Source organism: Luteolibacter flavescens (assembly GCF_025950085.1).
GTDB lineage: Bacteria > Verrucomicrobiota > Verrucomicrobiia > Verrucomicrobiales > Akkermansiaceae > Haloferula > Haloferula flavescens.
On the sequence record NZ_JAPDDS010000002.1, the window covers coordinates 126,339 to 142,417 of the forward strand.

The 16,079-nt window shown below is 65.6% G+C and carries 10 protein-coding genes; 5 read left to right on the plus strand and 5 right to left on the minus strand.

The window, feature by feature from the left end:
- The first annotated feature begins 54 nt into the window (after positions 1-54).
- Genes OKA04_RS04020 through OKA04_RS04035 form a run of 4 tightly spaced genes read left to right on the plus strand, consistent with a single transcriptional unit; the run spans position 55 to position 6,208 of the window.
- Positions 55-3,174, plus strand: coding sequence for a response regulator (locus OKA04_RS04020; protein ID WP_264499841.1), 3,120 nt, complete (start codon positions 55-57; stop codon positions 3,172-3,174).
- 13 nt (positions 3,175-3,187) lie between these two features.
- Positions 3,188-4,024 (plus strand): CheR family methyltransferase, encoded by an 837-nt coding sequence (locus OKA04_RS04025; RefSeq protein WP_264499842.1) that lies wholly within the window; start codon positions 3,188-3,190, stop codon positions 4,022-4,024.
- Positions 4,021-4,608: a chemotaxis protein CheB gene (locus OKA04_RS04030; RefSeq protein ID WP_264499843.1), complete on the plus strand. Its 588-nt coding sequence runs from the start codon at positions 4,021-4,023 to the stop codon at positions 4,606-4,608. Before OKA04_RS04025 ends, OKA04_RS04030 begins: the two co-directional genes overlap by 4 nt.
- 1 nt (position 4,609) lies before the next feature.
- Positions 4,610-6,208, plus strand: a complete 1,599-nt coding sequence (locus OKA04_RS04035; RefSeq protein ID WP_264499844.1) for a response regulator — start codon at positions 4,610-4,612, stop codon at positions 6,206-6,208.
- A gap of 3 nt (positions 6,209-6,211) precedes the next feature.
- Here the strand turns inward: OKA04_RS04035 and OKA04_RS04040 are convergent, their stop codons facing one another.
- Positions 6,212-10,741, minus strand: a complete 4,530-nt coding sequence (locus OKA04_RS04040; protein ID WP_264499845.1) for a hypothetical protein — start codon at positions 10,739-10,741, stop codon at positions 6,212-6,214.
- Between the two features lie 197 nt (positions 10,742-10,938).
- Positions 10,939-11,412: a GNAT family N-acetyltransferase gene (locus OKA04_RS04045; RefSeq protein ID WP_264499846.1), complete on the minus strand. Its 474-nt coding sequence runs from the start codon at positions 11,410-11,412 to the stop codon at positions 10,939-10,941.
- Between the two features lie 130 nt (positions 11,413-11,542).
- Between OKA04_RS04045 and OKA04_RS04050 the strand changes: the two genes are divergently transcribed.
- On the plus strand, positions 11,543-12,670 hold the full coding sequence (locus OKA04_RS04050; protein ID WP_264499847.1) for an Sb-PDE family phosphodiesterase: 1,128 nt from the start codon (positions 11,543-11,545) through the stop codon (positions 12,668-12,670).
- Between the two features lie 12 nt (positions 12,671-12,682).
- Here the strand turns inward: OKA04_RS04050 and OKA04_RS04055 are convergent, their stop codons facing one another.
- The 3 genes from OKA04_RS04055 to OKA04_RS04065 all read right to left on the minus strand — a co-directional run bounded on the left by OKA04_RS04055 (position 12,683) and on the right by OKA04_RS04065 (position 15,497).
- On the minus strand, positions 12,683-13,459 hold the full coding sequence (locus OKA04_RS04055) for an ABC transporter permease (protein ID WP_264499848.1): 777 nt from the start codon (positions 13,457-13,459) through the stop codon (positions 12,683-12,685).
- The gene (locus tag OKA04_RS04060) at positions 13,452-14,372 is read right to left on the minus strand and encodes an ABC transporter ATP-binding protein (protein ID WP_264499849.1); all 921 of its coding nucleotides are present in this window, start codon (positions 14,370-14,372) and stop codon (positions 13,452-13,454) included. The genes OKA04_RS04055 and OKA04_RS04060 overlap by 8 nt, the downstream gene beginning before the upstream one ends.
- Positions 14,373-14,447: 75 nt before the next feature.
- Entirely contained in the window at positions 14,448-15,497 is a 1,050-nt protein-coding gene (locus OKA04_RS04065; RefSeq protein ID WP_264499850.1) for a glycoside hydrolase family 43 protein, read from the minus strand.
- Positions 15,498-16,079 lie beyond the last annotated feature (582 nt).

A 16,079-nucleotide genomic window follows, 5' to 3' on the forward strand; every position in this document is an offset into this window, starting at 1 on the left:
CATGGTGTTAGACGGGGGGTCTCTCTACCCGGAATGGGGCGAGACCCCCGGCACATGAAGCGATTTGACCAAACGAACCCGCCTGTCGTCGTTTACGGCGTCCCGCTGCTGATGGTCGCCATTTACATTGGCGACTACTTTGCCCCGCTGGGTTTCGGCGCGTTCATTTTTTACATGGTCCCGGTGGTGATGACGCTGTTCGCGTGGCGGACCATCGTCCCGGTGATCACGGCGCTCTGCGCCACCTTCCTGATCATTGCGGACTCCGCGATGACGCCGGAGGGAGACTTCACGAGCATCTCCCACCTGAACCGCTTCTTCGGAACGCTGACGATCTGGATGATCGCGGGCATCGGTGCCCAATTCATCCGCAACCGTCTGGAAGTGCGGAAGGAAGTGTGGATGCGCGACGGCCAGGCGAAGCTGGTCCACCGGCTGGAGGGCGACCCGATGATCGACGAGCTGGGATCAAAGGCGATCGGCTTCCTCTGCGAGCATCTCGGGGCAAAGACGGCCGCCTTTTTCGTCCGTCATGATGCCGGTCACTTCCAGCGCTGTGCGACCTATGCGGCGGCGAAGGACAGCGTGCCCGAGCGCTTTCACCCCGGGGAGGGCCTGCTGGGCCAAGCGGTGCGGGACGGGAAGATCCACACGATCGAGGACATCCCCGCGGGCTACCTCGCGGCCGGCTCCAGCTTTGGCGAGTCGCCGCCGCGCCACCTGATCGTAATCCCGGTGAGCTTCGAGGACGAGGTGATCGCGGTGATGGAGATCGGCTATTTCAATACGATCCAGGACAGCGACCGCGATTTCCTGGAGCGCGCCGAAGACACGCTGGCCGTGGCCATCCGCTCCGCGAACTACCGCACCCGGCTGCGCGAGCTGCTGGAGGAGACTCAGCAGCAATCCGAGGAAGTACAGGCGCAGGCCGAGGAGCTGCGCGTGTCGAACGAGGAGCTGGAGGAACAAAGCCGCGTGCTCCGCGAGTCCCAGTCGCGGCTGGAGCAGCAGCAGGCGGAGCTGGAGCAGATCAATACCCGCCTCGAGGAGCAGACGCAGGCGCTGGAAGGCCAGCGCAACGACCTGGTGCGCGCGAAGCAATCGCTGGAAAGCCAGGCCCGCCTGGTGGAGCAGGCCAGCCGCTACAAGTCCGACTTCCTCGCAAACATGTCGCACGAGCTGCGGACGCCGCTGAATTCATCGCTCATCCTCGCGCGGCTGCTGGCGGAGAACCGGCCGGGCAATCTTTCCGACGAGCAGATGAAATTTGCCCGGACGATCGAGACCGCCGGCAAGGACCTGCTGAACCTGATCAACGACGTGCTCGATCTGTCGAAGATCGAGGCCGGTCACCTGGAGATCCACACCGAGACGCTGCAGCTCGGGGAAATGGCTTCGAAGCTCCACGCGATCTTCGACCCCATCGCCGGGCAGAAGAACCTCGGCCTGCACATCGAGCTGGATGACGACCTGCCGGACTCGATCGAGACCGACACTCAGCGCCTGATGCAGGTGCTGAAGAACCTGCTCTCGAACGCGCTGAAATTCACCGAAAAGGGCGAGGTGCGGGTCCGGGTGACGCGCGCGACGAAGGATCACATCCGCATCGCCGTGAAGGACACCGGCATCGGGATCTCGGAGGAATTCCAGCGCTCGATCTTCGAGCCCTTCTATCAGGCAGATGCGGCGAGCAACCGGAAGTTCGGCGGCACGGGTCTGGGTCTCTCGATCTCGCGCCAGCTCGCTCTGCTGCTCGGCGGGGAGATCGAGCTGGAAAGCGAGCACGGCGTGGGCAGCACCTTCTCGCTCATCCTGCCGGTGAGCCACACCGGCCCGGCACACCCGCAGGCCCTGCCGATGGTGACGGCGGCCCCGCAGGTGATCGCCGCACTTCCTGCGGTGAAGCCGCTGCCACCCGCAGCCGCCGCCATGGACGCGCGCGCCGCCCATCACGTGCCGGACGACCGCGAAAAGCTGTCCGCGGGCAAACGCATCATCCTGATCGTGGAAGATGACGAGGCCTTCGCCAATATCCTGGTGGACCTCGCGCACGAGATGCACTTCCAGGCACTGGTGGCGACGACTGCGGACGAAGCGCTGGCACTGGCGCAGCAGCACCGCCCGAGCGCCATGGTCCTCGACATCGGCCTGCCGGACAATTCCGGGCTCTTCGTGCTGGAGCGCCTGAAGAGCGACTCCCGCACCCGCCACATCCCGGTGCACGTCGTATCCGGCAGCGACTACACCCAGACCGCCCTCGCGATGGGCGCGGTGGGCTACATGCTGAAGCCGGTGAAGCGCGAGCAGCTCGTGGAGGCCTTCGACAGCCTGGAGACCCGCCTGAACGAAAAGATGCGCAAGGTGCTGGTCGTGGAAGACGACCCGATCCAGCTCGAGGCGATGAAGGCGCTCTTCCACACACTGGACGTGGAGACGGTGTGCGCCGAGACCGCGGCGAGCTGCCTGACCCTGCTGAAGGAAGGCACCTTCGACTGCATGGTGCTGGACCTCAGCCTGCCGGATGCCTCGGGCTTCTCCCTGCTGGAGACGCTGAGCACGGAGGACACCTACTCCTTCCCGCCCGTGATCGTTTACACCGGCCGCGAGCTCGCCCCGGGCGAGGAGCAGCGGCTGCGGCGCTACTCGAAGTCCATCATCATCAAGGGCGCGAAGTCGCCGGAGCGCCTGCTCGACGAGGTGACGCTCTTCCTCCACCAGGTGGTGGCCGACCTGCCGCCCGAGCAGCAGCGCATGATCGAGCACGCGGGCAACCGCGACGCCGCGCTGGAGGGCAAGCGCATCCTCATCGCCGAGGACGACGTGCGGAATGTCTTCGCCCTCACCAGCCTGCTGGAAGGCCGCGGCGTGACGCTGCGGATCGCCCGCAACGGCCTGGAGGCCGTGGAGGCTCTGGAGCGTGCCAAGACCGACCCCTCGCAGGGCGTGGACCTCGTCCTGATGGACGTGATGATGCCGGAGATGGACGGCATCACCGCCATGCGCGAGATCCGCAAGCACCCGGAGTGGCGGAAGCTGCCCATCATCGCCCTGACCGCGAAGGCGATGAAGAACGACCAGGAGCAATGCCTGGCCGCCGGGGCGAACGACTACCTTGCCAAGCCGCTGGATGTGGACAAGTTGCTGTCCCTGATCCGGGTCTGGATGCCCCGCTGAAGAACCACCTCCCATGAAAAGCCTGCCCTCCCGGACCGAGGAGATCGAGCTGCACCTGCTGCTCGAGGCGATCTACTTGCGGTATCACCACGACTTCCGCGGCTACTCGGTGGCCTCGCTGAAGCGCCGGCTGACGCAGGCCCGCCAGCACTTCGGCTGCGAGACCTTTTCCCAGCTCCAGGACCGCGTGCTGCGGGACGAGGGCATGGTATCCCGGCTGCTGCCCTACCTGACGGTGCAGGTCAGCGAGATGTTCCGCGATCCTTCCTACTTCCGCGCGCTGCGGGAGAAGGTGATCCCGCACCTGCGCACCTACCCCTCGCTGAAGGTGTGGATCGCCGGCTGCAGCCAAGGCGAAGAGCTTTACTCGATGGTGATCCTTTTCCGCGAGGAGGGGCTGGAAAACCGCACGATCTTCTACGCCACGGACATCAATTCCACCGCGCTCGCGGCGGCGGAGGCCGGGGTCTATGACCTCGACCGCATCGCTCTCTTCACGGCGAATCACCAGAAATCCGGCGGCAAGGGCTCCCTGTCCGACCACTTCACCACAGGCTACGGCCGTGCGGTCATCGACAAGTCGCTGCGCCAGCGTGTGGTCTTCTCGGACCACAGCCTGGCCTCGGACGCCGTCTTCGCCGAGGCGCACCTCGTTTCCTGCCGGAACGTGCTGATCTACTTCACCCGGCCGCTGCAGGACCGGGCGGTGGGACTTTTCCAGGACTCGCTGGTCCGCCGCGGCTTCCTCGGCCTCGGGTCGAAGGAAAGCCTGCGGTTTTCCGAGCATGCGGGGGATTTCGAGGAATTCGACCGCAAGGAACGAATCTACCAGAGGAGCGCCGACCGATGATCGCGGAAGAATCCATCAACGAATCCGCAGTGGTGATCGGCGCATCGGTCGGGGCGATCGGCGCGCTGAGCGCCATCCTGCCCGCGCTGCCCGCCGGCTACCCGCTGCCGGTGCTGGTGGTGGTGCACATCCCGCCGGACCGGGACACCGGGCTGCCCGCGCTCTTCGCCGCACGCTGCGCGCTGCCGGTGAAGGAGGCGGAAGACAAGGAACCGGTGCGCCCGGGCACGATCTACTTCGCCCCGCCGAACTATCACCTGCTGGTGGAGCCCGACTTCACCTTTGCCCTCTCCGTCGATGACCCGGTGATGTATTCCCGCCCGGCGCTCGACGTCCTCTTCGAATCCGCCGCGGACGCCTACGGAAACGGCCTCTGCGGCGTGGTCCTCACCGGGGCCAGCGCCGACGGTGCCCGCGGCCTGCGCGCCGTGGCCGCCGCCGGGGGCCGCGCCCTCGTCCAGACGCCGGAAACGGCCGAGGGCGAGATCATGCCCCGCGCCGCCCTCGACGCTTGCCCACTTGCGCGAGCCCTTGACTTGGGCGACATCGCCCGTGAGTTAATCCAACTCCCCTCCTCCACCTGACATGACCGCTCCCGTCAAATTCCTGCTGGTCGATGACCTCGACGCGAATCTCATCGCGCTGGAAGGGCTGTTGAAACGCGAGGGACTGGAGTTGCTCAAGGCCGGTTCCGGTCGCGAGGCATTGGAATTGCTGCTGGTACACGATATCGCGCTGGCATTCCTGGACGTCCAGATGCCGGAGATGGGCGGCTTCGAGCTGGCGGAGATCATGCGCAGCACCGAGCGGACGCGGAACGTGCCCATCATCTTCCTCACCGCCGGGGTGGTGGACCAGGAGCACCGCTTCCGGGGATTTGAAACGGGAGCCGTGGATTTCCTGCCCAAGCCGATCGACTCGCAGGTGCTGCTGAACAAGGCGGCCGTCTTCTTCGACCTCGCCCGCCAGCGGCAGGAGCTGCAGGAAAGCAGGCTGCGGCTGCTCCAGGCAAACGACCAGCTCGCGCGCAGCAATGCCGAACTGGAAAAGGCGGACCGCTCGAAGGACGAATTCCTCGCCATGCTCGCCCACGAGCTGCGGAACCCGCTGGCACCTCTGCGGAATGCTGCGATGACCCTGCGCAAGCCGGACATCGACCGCCAGCATCACGAACGCGTGGTCTCCATGATCGAGCGCCAGGTGGGAAACCTGAGCCACATGATCGAGGACCTGCTGGATGTCTCCCGCATCACGCAGGGGAAGATCGAGCTGCGCTGCCAGCCCGTGGAGCTGCAGCCGGTGCTGCAATCCGCCGCGCTGACCGTGGCGGCGAGTTGCAAGGCCGCGGGCCAGGAGCTGCGCGTCAATCTGCCCTCGGAGCCCGTCTTCCTCGATGCCGACAGCACCCGGCTGGAGCAGATCGTGGGGAACCTGCTCACGAATGCCTCGCGCTACAGCGGGGAGCTGTCCCGCATCGAGCTGTCCTCGGAAACGGCGGGCACGCCGGAGAAGCCGGAAGTCATCATCCGCGTGACGGACAATGGCCGCGGCATCGACCCCGAGCTGCTGCCGCGCATCTTCGGACTCTTCGTCCAGGGCAGCCGCACGATCGACCGCTCGAACGAAGGCCTGGGCATCGGCCTGACGGTCGTCCACCGGCTGGTGCAGCTCCATGGCGGCACCATCGACGCGCACAGCGAAGGCATCGGGAAAGGTGCCGAATTCATCATCCGCCTGCCGCGCCTGGTCAGCCAGCAGCCCGAGGAGGCTGCTCCGGTGATCCTGGATGCGGACGAACCCGCCGCCCTGCGCATCCTGATCGTGGACGACAACTGCGACTCCGCGGACAGCATGGGCATGCTGCTGGAAATCGAGGGCCACGTCACCCGCGTGGCGCACGGTGCGGAGGAAGCGCTGGAGCTCGCCAATGAATTCCGCCCGCAGGTCGTGCTGCTCGATATCGGCCTGCCCGGCATGGACGGCTACGAGGTCGCACGGCACCTGCGCAAGCGCGAGGCGACCGAGGATGCCTTCCTCATCGCCGTCACCGGCTACGGCACCGAGGAAGACCGCGCCCGCACGAAGGCCGCCGGCTTCGACGAGCACCTCGTGAAACCCGCCGACCTGGGCCTGCTCCGCAAGTGGCTGGAAGCGCAGGGCAAGCTCCGGCTGGCCGGGGTGTGAGGGTCATTCCTGATCCTCACCCATCGACAGCCGGATTCTCACGAATCCCCGGTCACCGGTGGCCTCGGCCGGGACGGGGCAGATGACCGGCTCATCCGGGATGCTCGGCCCGCCGGGGATGCGATGGACCCGCTCCCAATGGACGAGGTCCGTCGAAAACTCGAGGTCGTAGTTCAGCCCGGTCGTATCGTGCTCCGGCAGGGTGAGGCAGAGCCGGATCTGGCCGTTCTCGATGCGCAGGTCCTGCGTGTAGGCGGACCTGGCGCTGAGGGGATTCGAGCCGAAGGCGAACTCCATCAGGTTGCTCTGGCCGTCGCCATCAGGGTCCGCATTCATGGGCGCGCGCTCACCCGCGCCGATCTTCGAGATTGCCCACGCGGTGTAGGTGTCGCTGACCGACTCGCGGAAAGCGACCTCGTCGAGGATCAGGCGGCCGGCCTCATAGCCAGCCGTGCGCCATTCCAAGCGGAAGGTCTGTCCCCACGGGATGACCACCTCGCGGCGCTCCCAGCCGAAGCTGCCGCTGCGGGCCGCGAGCACGGAGGCCTGTCCATTCGGGTAAGCGATTAGCCCCACATTCGCACCGGTGGAGACGCCCTCGCTCTTCCACCACCAGCTCACGGTGCCGGGCCCGGTGAAGAAGGTGGTGAGGCTGCCGTCGCCGCCGGACGATACCGCGGCCCCGTCGCCATGGGTGACCGCTGTCTGGCCATGCCAGCGGCCGCTGCCGGAGCTGAGGAAGACCTTCCCCGGCACCCCGAGCGCCTCGCCGAGCGGATGGGCGGGTTCTTCCAAGCTGACCTGGTCGAGGAACATCGCATCGAGCGTCCCCTGCCCGCTGGCCGTGGTGAATCGCAACAGATGGTCACTGCCCGGCGGGAGGTGCCAGACGGAATTCAACGTCTCCGCCGTCGTCCCGCCCACGCCGTGGATATTGTACCACAGGCCTCCGGCGTTAAAGAACATCCCGCCGACCCGGTTTGTGCGCAGGCCCGTCCAGCCGGTGCGGAAGGCGAGTTCGCGGTTGCCCGGGACGGTCATGTTCAGCCGCGATTGGATGGGGGAGCCCATGAGATCGACGGAAGACGAAACCGGCTGGCTCTCCGCACGGAAGCCCCCGCCGGGAGTGGGCTGCACGGTCCAAGGATGCCCCACCAGCTCCAAGTCCACCCCGGCGGGAAAGAGCGACGCGATCTCCGGGCGTCCGGTCGCCACTTCCACGCGGTCGATCATCAGGCGCTCCATCCGCGTGCTGCCAAGGGGCGTGCCACCGGGAGTCCACTCCCAGCGGATGGTGTGCGTCCCGGCGGGCAGCGGCCAGCGCACCGGGATCGCATCGTCCGGCCACGTCGCTCCAGCCAGCGGCATTACGGGCTCGCCATTCACGATCAGTTTGCCACTGCCGAGGCCGAAGGTGTCGTCCAGATAGACGAATGAGAGCACGGCGGGACCGGTCACATCGGTCTCGATCCACGTCGTCCCAGCCTCCGGAGCCGGGCTGATGGCAGCCAGCTCGTAGCCGCCACCGGGAAGGCCACGCCAGGCATGCTCCCATGGCGCGCTCGTGCTGGTCCGCCACGGCAGCGAAGGCGCCTTCAGTACCTCGGCGAGGGTCAGGCTGGTCGGCAGCGATTCGATGCGGAAGTCATCCACGTGAAGCGAAGGCCGCGGCTCGAAGTAGTGATTTTTGAAAGTGGCCCATCGCAGGATGTGGTCGCCCGGCGGGATGGCGAGGGTGACTTCCTGCCACTCGTCCTCCACGGTCAACTCGGCGATGTCTCGCTCGTCCATCTGGCAACGCGCGAAGCCGGGGCCGTCCTTGTGCCAGCGGAAGCGGACGAGCACGGGACCGGTCACTGTCGTCTGCAGGACGCTGCCGCTGCTGATGGTCTCGTCGTCATAGGTGGGCACGCCCGCGGCATCCTGCCCGTCATGCGTGACCCCGGTCTGTGCGGTCCACGAGGGAAGAGGTCCGCGGGTGATCCAGGTGCGGCCTGGGGATTCCAACGCATCGGCAAGGGTGAGCCCCGGCAGTGGCTGCACGCTCAATTGGTCGAGGCCGGCCGGTGAACCGGGACGATCCGCCGGACTGGAGAAGACCCAGCGGAAGGCGTGCGTGCCCGCGGGAATCTCCACGGCCACGTTTTCCCAAGGCTGATAGGCCGACGCGACGAGGATCTCCGTGCCGTCCATCTCCAGGCTGAGCCGGGTGCCATCGGGGCCTGCCCGCCACACGAACTCCACCCGCGCGGGCCCGGTGATTTCCGTGGCGATCCAGCCGGTGCCCTGCTCGCCTCCCGCAAAGAGCGAGTCCACCTCATCGCTGGCCTCCGGGGAATGAAGGCCCTGCCAGCGATCGCCGCCGGAGGTGAAGGTCAGCCCCGGAGCATCGACGGCCTCCGCAAAGGAAAGAGCTGGCTGGGGCGTGACCTCCACCATGTCCAGCGTGGCGGGATAGCGCGGATCACTGCCGGAAAGCCGCACGACGTGGTCGCCCGCAGGGATGGGCATGCGGAGCCTGCGCCACAGGGAATCCTCCGGGAGATAGTCATCCGTCACACCCCAGTTCGGGATGCCGCCATCGAGCGTGATGCCGGGGAGCGAGCGCGAATGGTGGACTGTAAAGATGGCCGGGCCGGTGACCGTCGTCTCGATCCATGAGGGCGCGCCTTCCGAATCCGGCGACAGCGCCACGGCATCGACACCGTCCAACGCCAACTGCCCGAGATTTCCCGAGGTAACGCCGACTTCCGAAGCCGTCCAGATGCGGCCCGGGGTATCGAGCGCTTCCGCGATCGGGACCGCCTCGACGCCATTGCCTGGCTCCACGGTGAAGCCATCGAGATAATAGCGTGAGCCCTGCGGCATGATCCCCTGCGCGTATGGCGAATGCCACACCAGCCGGTGCCTGCCATCCGGCACGGGCACGCTCACGGGCTGCCAGGTGAAGGGCCCGGGGTTGGAAGCGCTCATTACTCCGGGGAAGCCGAGGCTGGTGCCCGCAGGGACATCGGCGCGCCGCCAATAGGTCAGCACGGCGGGGCCATCGACCCACGCGCTGAGTTCCGGAAAAGCACCCGGGTTCAGGAGAAACGGGCGATTGCGGGCGGCGAGCCCTTCACGCGGATCGGCATCGGCCGTGTCCCAAAGCTCGGGATTCGAGGTGTAGAGCGAGACACCTGCGGGTGCGCCCAAGGCGTCACGCACCGCTTGAGGGATGACTTGGCGGACTTCCACATCGACGATGGATGCGCGGCGCAGCGGATCCGTGAGCGGACCGCTGGTCCATACGACCTCCACGGTCACCGGTCCGGCGGGGATCTCGAAGGTGGACATGCCGATGCCGCCGCCCTCGAAGCGGTCATACTTTAGCTCGCCATTCGCGACGATGCGGAAGGTGTCACCGGCCGGACCCTCGAATCTGGCGCTGAGCCGCACTTCCGCCGGGCCGTCGATCACGGTGGAAAGCCGGGCGTCTTGATTCGGCAGGGGGCGCTCGACCGAAAGGGCGGCCTGCTGGTCTTGGTTCAGTGAATTGTTATCGCGATCCGCCAGGGTGGGCACGAAGGGATTGCTGCCGGTGCTGGTCCAGGTGAGTCCTCCCGGAACGGTGGTGTCGAGCGTGAGTGGCGTGATGGCCAGCCCGGCAAGCGTCGCCACGTCGGTGGGTGCCGGATTCACGCTGCCGGGAAGCACCTGCGGGTGCGGGTCCTTTTCATCCTCGAGCTGAGCCCAGTAGAAATGGACCCACTCCACCCGGTGAATGCCGGGGCCCACGATGATGGGCGAGGCGTTCCAGGTATTGCCCGTCGAGGAGTTCACCCGGCGGATCGCTCCGACGCTGTCCAGATCGCGTCCGACGAAGGAGCCGCCTTTCACATTCACGCGCGGAACGAGCCGGGCCGGGCCCTGCACCAGACGCATGAGCGACGTGCGGCCCGAACCACCGGTGCCGCGCATGGTGGCCACCTGACCGTCATCGATGCCGGAAAGACTCGGCACCACCTCCGCGGCGACCTGGCTGGAGCCGGTGGCCACCCAGAGAGCGGCGGGGTCTTCATCCACGCCCGTGAGCCACGGCAGCCTGGCGCCTGCATTCACCACGAAGTGATCGACCTCCGCGGCGGCACCGGGGACACGTGCCATGCCATGCGCGCCGATGCGGAGCGTGTGACTGCCCGGCGGCAGATTGATGTCCACCCGCTGCCACGGAAGCCCGCGCCGCAGCGTGGCCATCTCGTGACCGCCGATCCTGAGTGACAGCCAGCCGCGGCCATCCGGACCCGAGAGCCGCCACGAGAATGATACCGTGGCAGGACCGCTGACAACCGTCTCCATGGTGGCATCGCCGGGCTGTCTCGCCCTCGCGACATCGCCGCCATTCACCGCCGAGGCGGAGGGAGCCGTTTCCCATGTAGAATTTCCGCTGACCGTCCAAGATAAGGTGGAGTCGAGTCCTTCCGCTGGGCTTCCACCCATGACACGGGCGGCAAGGATGATCAGCAATGCAAGCTGGCGGAGGAGGGAAATCATGGATTAAAAGGAAGTGAAGCCGCCGGAACTGGGATCGTGACGGCAAAGGAGAATCCGCGGCGACGCGGCGGTGGGTTTCGCAAACATGGCCGATGCCATGACTTTTTTGATACGCGAAGACTACACACCCCCATGCAATCCAAGTGTCATGGGATTGTAAAAACTTCCACCTATCTCTCCACGACAGGCGCGGAGACCTATGGGAGCACGAATTCCATGCGGTAGTTCACCAAGGTCTCGCCGCCGATGGCGACCTGCTGCTCGCACAGCACCACGAAGCCAAGCCGCCCGAACATTGGACGAGCGCCGATGGAAGCCTCGACGTACACGCGCGAAAGCCCCCCCTCCGCCGCGACTCCGACCGCATGCTTCACGAGCGCGCTCATGATCCCGCGCCGCTGGAAATCCGGATTCACATACGCGCAGTCGATGTGGCCATCCGGATCCAGCTCCAGGAACCCCGCGATCTCCCCGTCCACAATACTGACGAAGGGCTTCTTCCGCTCGCAGCGCTGCTCCCAGTGCCCGGGGTCCGGCTTCGTCCCCGACCACGCCTCGCATTGCGCCACCGTGTAGTGCCGGATGCCGATCTCGTGCACGGCCCGGCAGAAGATACTCGCGATGGCCACGTGGTCCCCGTGGCGATAGGGGCGGATCAATGCGGTGCTCATTTCCGGAAGATCATGACGCATCCGGTTCATTCCTAACAGCTCCGCGATCTTTCACAGGGGAAGATGACAATATCGCCGCAAAACAGGGGATGCCGGTCCAGCGCCGCAGCCTGTAGCTCCCCCTCCCATCATGAGCAACCGCATTGCCGCAATCCTGATAGCCGCCCTCTCGATCTCCCTGCCCCACATCGCCACCGCGGCGGAGGAAGGCATCATCCGCCTGGAAGGCGACCGCATCCAGAAGGAGCGCAAGCACCTGCGCATCCCGGCCGTGAACGGCATGCAGGCGATCAAGTGCGACTTCCACATGCACACCGTCTTCACCGACGGCCACGTGTGGCCGAACGTGCGCGTGCAGGAAGCCTGGCGCGACGGACTCGACGCCTTCGCCTTCACCGAGCACGCCGAATACGCGCCCTACCAGGCCGACGTGAAGCGCGATCCCGGCCGCTCCTACGAACTCGCGAAGGGTGGTGCCGCCGAGCACAACCTGACGCTGGTGAAGGGCATCGAGATCACCCGCAACACGCCGCCGGGCCACTTCAACGCGATCTTCATCAAGGACGCGTCGAAGTTCCCCGCCGACCGCAAGGAGGAGCTCGACCAGGTCTCCGTGGACGAGGCGATCGCCCAGGACGCCTTCCTCTTCTGGAATCACCCGGGCTGGAAGGCCAAGGAAATCCCCGGCTCCTACGAGTGGATCCCCTTCGTCGAAAAGCTCCATCAGGAGAAGAAGCTGCACGGCATCGAGGTCGCGAACGGCCACGGCATCCACACGAAGGCCATCGACTGGGCGCTGGAGCGCAATCTCACGATCATCGGCAACACCGACGTGCACAACCTGATCTCGCACGAGTACAAGGGTCACCGCACGATGACGCTCGTCTTTGCAAAGGACCGCTCCGCCGAGGCCATCCGCGAGGCGCTCGTCGCCGGCCGCACCGTCGCGTGGGCCGGAAAGTATCTGATCGGCCGCGAGGACAATGCGAAGGGACTCTTCGAGGCCGCGGTGAAGGTCGCCCCGGTGCATCACGAGGCCACCGACCGCAACAACGCGAAGCGGAAGTTCCGCGAGGTGACGAATGACAGCGACCTCGTCTTCGAGATGAAGGCGCGCGGCCTGCCGAAAATCGTCCTGAATCCCGGCAGCACGCAGCTTGTCTCCTTCCCCGCCGAATGGACGGAGGTGGAGTGGCAGGTGACGAACGTGTTCGTCGGCACCGAGAAGCGCCTCAAGGTGAAGGTCAGCCTGCCATGACGGCGGCGGTGCTCAGGTGGTGAGCTTCCTGCCGATGAAGCGGAAGGAGATCCCGCAGAGCACCACCACGAAGGCCAGCAAGAGACTGGAGTGCCAGAGGATGGCGCTCCAGTCCGCGCGGCCCCAGACGGTGTACTGGATCAGCTTCACGCCGTGATAGAAGGGCGAGAACTGCACCACCGTCCCGAGGGCCGAGCCCGACTGCACGGGGAAGAACACGCCGGACAGGTAGAAGATCGGGGCGATGAGGAAGGAGTAGACGGTCTGGAATTGATTGATATTCCGCACCCACGCCGAGGCGAGCAAGCCGATGGCCGCGCAGGGAAGGGCGAGCGTGCCCGCGATGAGGGGGCAGATCAGGATGGCCAGCGGATTTGGCAACAGGCCGAGTGCCAGCAGCACCAGCGCGACGCCGAGCCCCATGAGGCCAGCGCGGACGAAGACCCACATGAACTCGCCGGTCACCACTTCCTTCACGCCGATGGGTGTGGTCAGCATCGCCTTGAAGACCGACTCGAAGGTCATGCGGACGTAGAAGCCGTAGCTGCTCTCGAAGAACGCGGTGAAGAGCGCCGTGGTGGCGATCATCCCCGGCGCGAGGAATTGCGCGTAGCTCATCCCGTCGATCTGCCCGACGAAGCCCGACAGGCCCATGCCGAGCGAGCCGAGGATGAGCGCGGGGTCCGCCAGCGTCGGCGAGATATTCGCGAGGAAATCCTTACGGTAGACCGTCCAGTTCCGGACGACCACGTGCCAGCTCAGCCTGAGGCTCAGGAGCAGTTCATTCATCGTCGTTCAGCTCGCTGCCGGTGAGTTTCAGGTACACGTCCTCCAGGTTCGACGGACGCAGTTGCAGCGCGGTCACGCCGGAGGTGCGCTGGAGTTCCAGCAGGTCATCGAAGCGCGGTGCGCGCACGCAGCACTGCTGTCCCTGGTGGAAGAGTTCCCACGTCGCGGCCAGGTGCGGCTTAAGCGCCTCCTCGACGCCTGCGGGGAAGATGCCGACGAAGCCGGGTGCCTCGCGCTCTATCAGCTCGCGCGGCGCGCCCGTGCCCACCACCTTGCCGCGGTCGAGGATCACGATCTGGTCACACAGCACCTCCGCCTCGTGCATGTAGTGGGTGGTGACGAGGATGGTCTTCCCGCGCGAGCGGAGCTCGATGACCTTTTCCCACAGGAGGTGTCGCACCGAGGGATCGAGGCCGGTGGTCGGCTCGTCGAGGATGAGCAATTCCGGATCTGCCAGCAGCGCGCGGACGAAGGTGAGGCGGCGCTTCATGCCGCCGGAGAGCGTCTTGATCGTCGCGTCCTTCTTGTTCTCCAGCAGCATGTAGGAGAGCAGCTCGGCGATGCGCGGGTCGGCCACCTTTCTGGAAAGCCCGCCGAAGCTCGCGTAGATCCGCATGTTCTCCAGCACCGTCAGGCCGTCATCGAGGGCATTCTCCTGAGGCACCACGCCGATGCGGCGCTTGATGTCGCGGGCCTGCGTCGCGGGGTCGAGGCCGAAGACATTCAGCTCGCCGCCGCTGCGCACAACGACGCCGTAGAGGCAGCCGATGAAGGTGGACTTGCCCGCACCATTCGGCCCCAGCAGACCGACACACTGGCCCTTCTTCACCTCGAGATCCAAGGCGGCCAGCGCCTCGAAATCATCGAAGCGCTTCGCCACGCCACGAGCCTGGATGATGGGAGAGTCGGTCATGGTGGGATGCGGCGGAGCGCAGGCAAGGAACGCAGCCCTACCCCGCGCGCAAAGAAAAAAGCGCGGCGCGGCGGGTCACTTCTTCTCCGGTGGCGATACGAACTGTTTCCTGATCTTTTCCGCTTCCTCCGCCTTGAGCTTGAAGGCGCTGCCGTGGCGCGCGTCCGGCGGGAAGCTCACGTCTTCCAGCACCTTCCAGTTCTTCAGGTCCGGCGATGAAGAAGCGCCGAAGCGGTTCGTCATGCAGTAGTCGTAGAGCAGCAGCCAACCGGAGCTCTGCGGATCCGGCATCACGGAGCACCCCTCGGTGATGGTCGGCACGATCTGGCCGCCGTTCAGCGGACCCTTATGGATCTCGTAGGGACCCTCGATATTCTTCGAAGTGGCCAGACGGATGGCGCGGCGCTCGCCGGTGCGCTCGCCGAATTCCTCCTCCTTGTGGAAGAGGTAGTACGTGCCATCCACGAGCTGCAAGGTGCCGTCGATGACCGAGTAGTCTGGATCGAAGAGCACCTTCGCGGGCGTGAAGGTCTTCCAATCCTTCGTCCGCGAAAACCACAGCCGGCTGTCCTTCCAGCCCGCATCCTCGAAGCTGGAGGACCAGAAGACGAAGTACTCGCCAGTCTTGTCATCGTGGAACCACTCCGGAGCCCAGATATTGCCCGGCACTTTTCCCTCGGGGCCTTTCACTCCATCCATCAGCGGCAGCGACTCCACGGTGTCCCACGTGATGAGATCGCGCGATGTCGCGTGGAGGCAGACCGGGTGCTGCTTGTTCCGCGGGTCACCCGGCGCGCGGCCGGTGCCCATGAGATGCCACAGGCCATCGGGCCCGCGCTGGATGAAGGGATCGCGGAGCTGCTGTGTCCACACCGGCTTGTTGTCCGCGAGCGGTGTCCAGTTCCGGCCATCCGTGCTCAGTGCGAGGTGGAGCTGCTCCACGCTCATCGGGTCCGGCAGCGGGACATCGCGGATTTTTCCATCCGCATCGATCTCCACGCGCGTGGGGTAGCGCTGGCGGAAGTAGGCGAGTGCCCAGCCTCCGTCCTCCGCCTCTGCTTCGGCATGCACTTCACCGGCTAACAGGGCCGCCGTCAGGAAAAGGAACTTGGGCATCCATTTCATCGCGGGAAGCTTCTACGGGCGGATGTCCATAATGCAAATGGCATTCTCTAACGCCACAAGTGGATACTATGAAAAACAGCAGGTAGGCACCCATGGGTTTTCTTTGCTAACGAGGATATGACTTGTTCTATCAGGTGTTCCAAAGGGCCATTTGTTAGACGAGCGATCAGAAGCCCGATTCCGACGCCGATCCGACAAGACACGGCCTATCAGAAAGCCGTTTCTAACAGCGGATAGCTCACGCCCGTGTGAGCATGGGGGAAGAATCGGACAAGTGGTGTCCGAGGGCCGGGGGGCCCGGAGACATTTCACCAAAATCCAATAAAACCTATGTCATCGCTGTTTGTAACTTTGCGCCGGTTGCTATGGCCGGCCCTTATCCTTGCGGTTTGCATCGGCACAGTCCTATGGAAGCAGCAAGCCCCTGCTCCATCGCAGGCCACCGGCAGCGCTCCGGAGCCCGCACGACCCGCGGCGGACCGGAAAGCGCCGCCAGCCACCCCCGCGCCCGCGGCTGCCCATGAGGTGGCTGCGTCGGCTGCACCGTCCCCCGCATCCCCAGCCACCGCCACCACCGCTCCT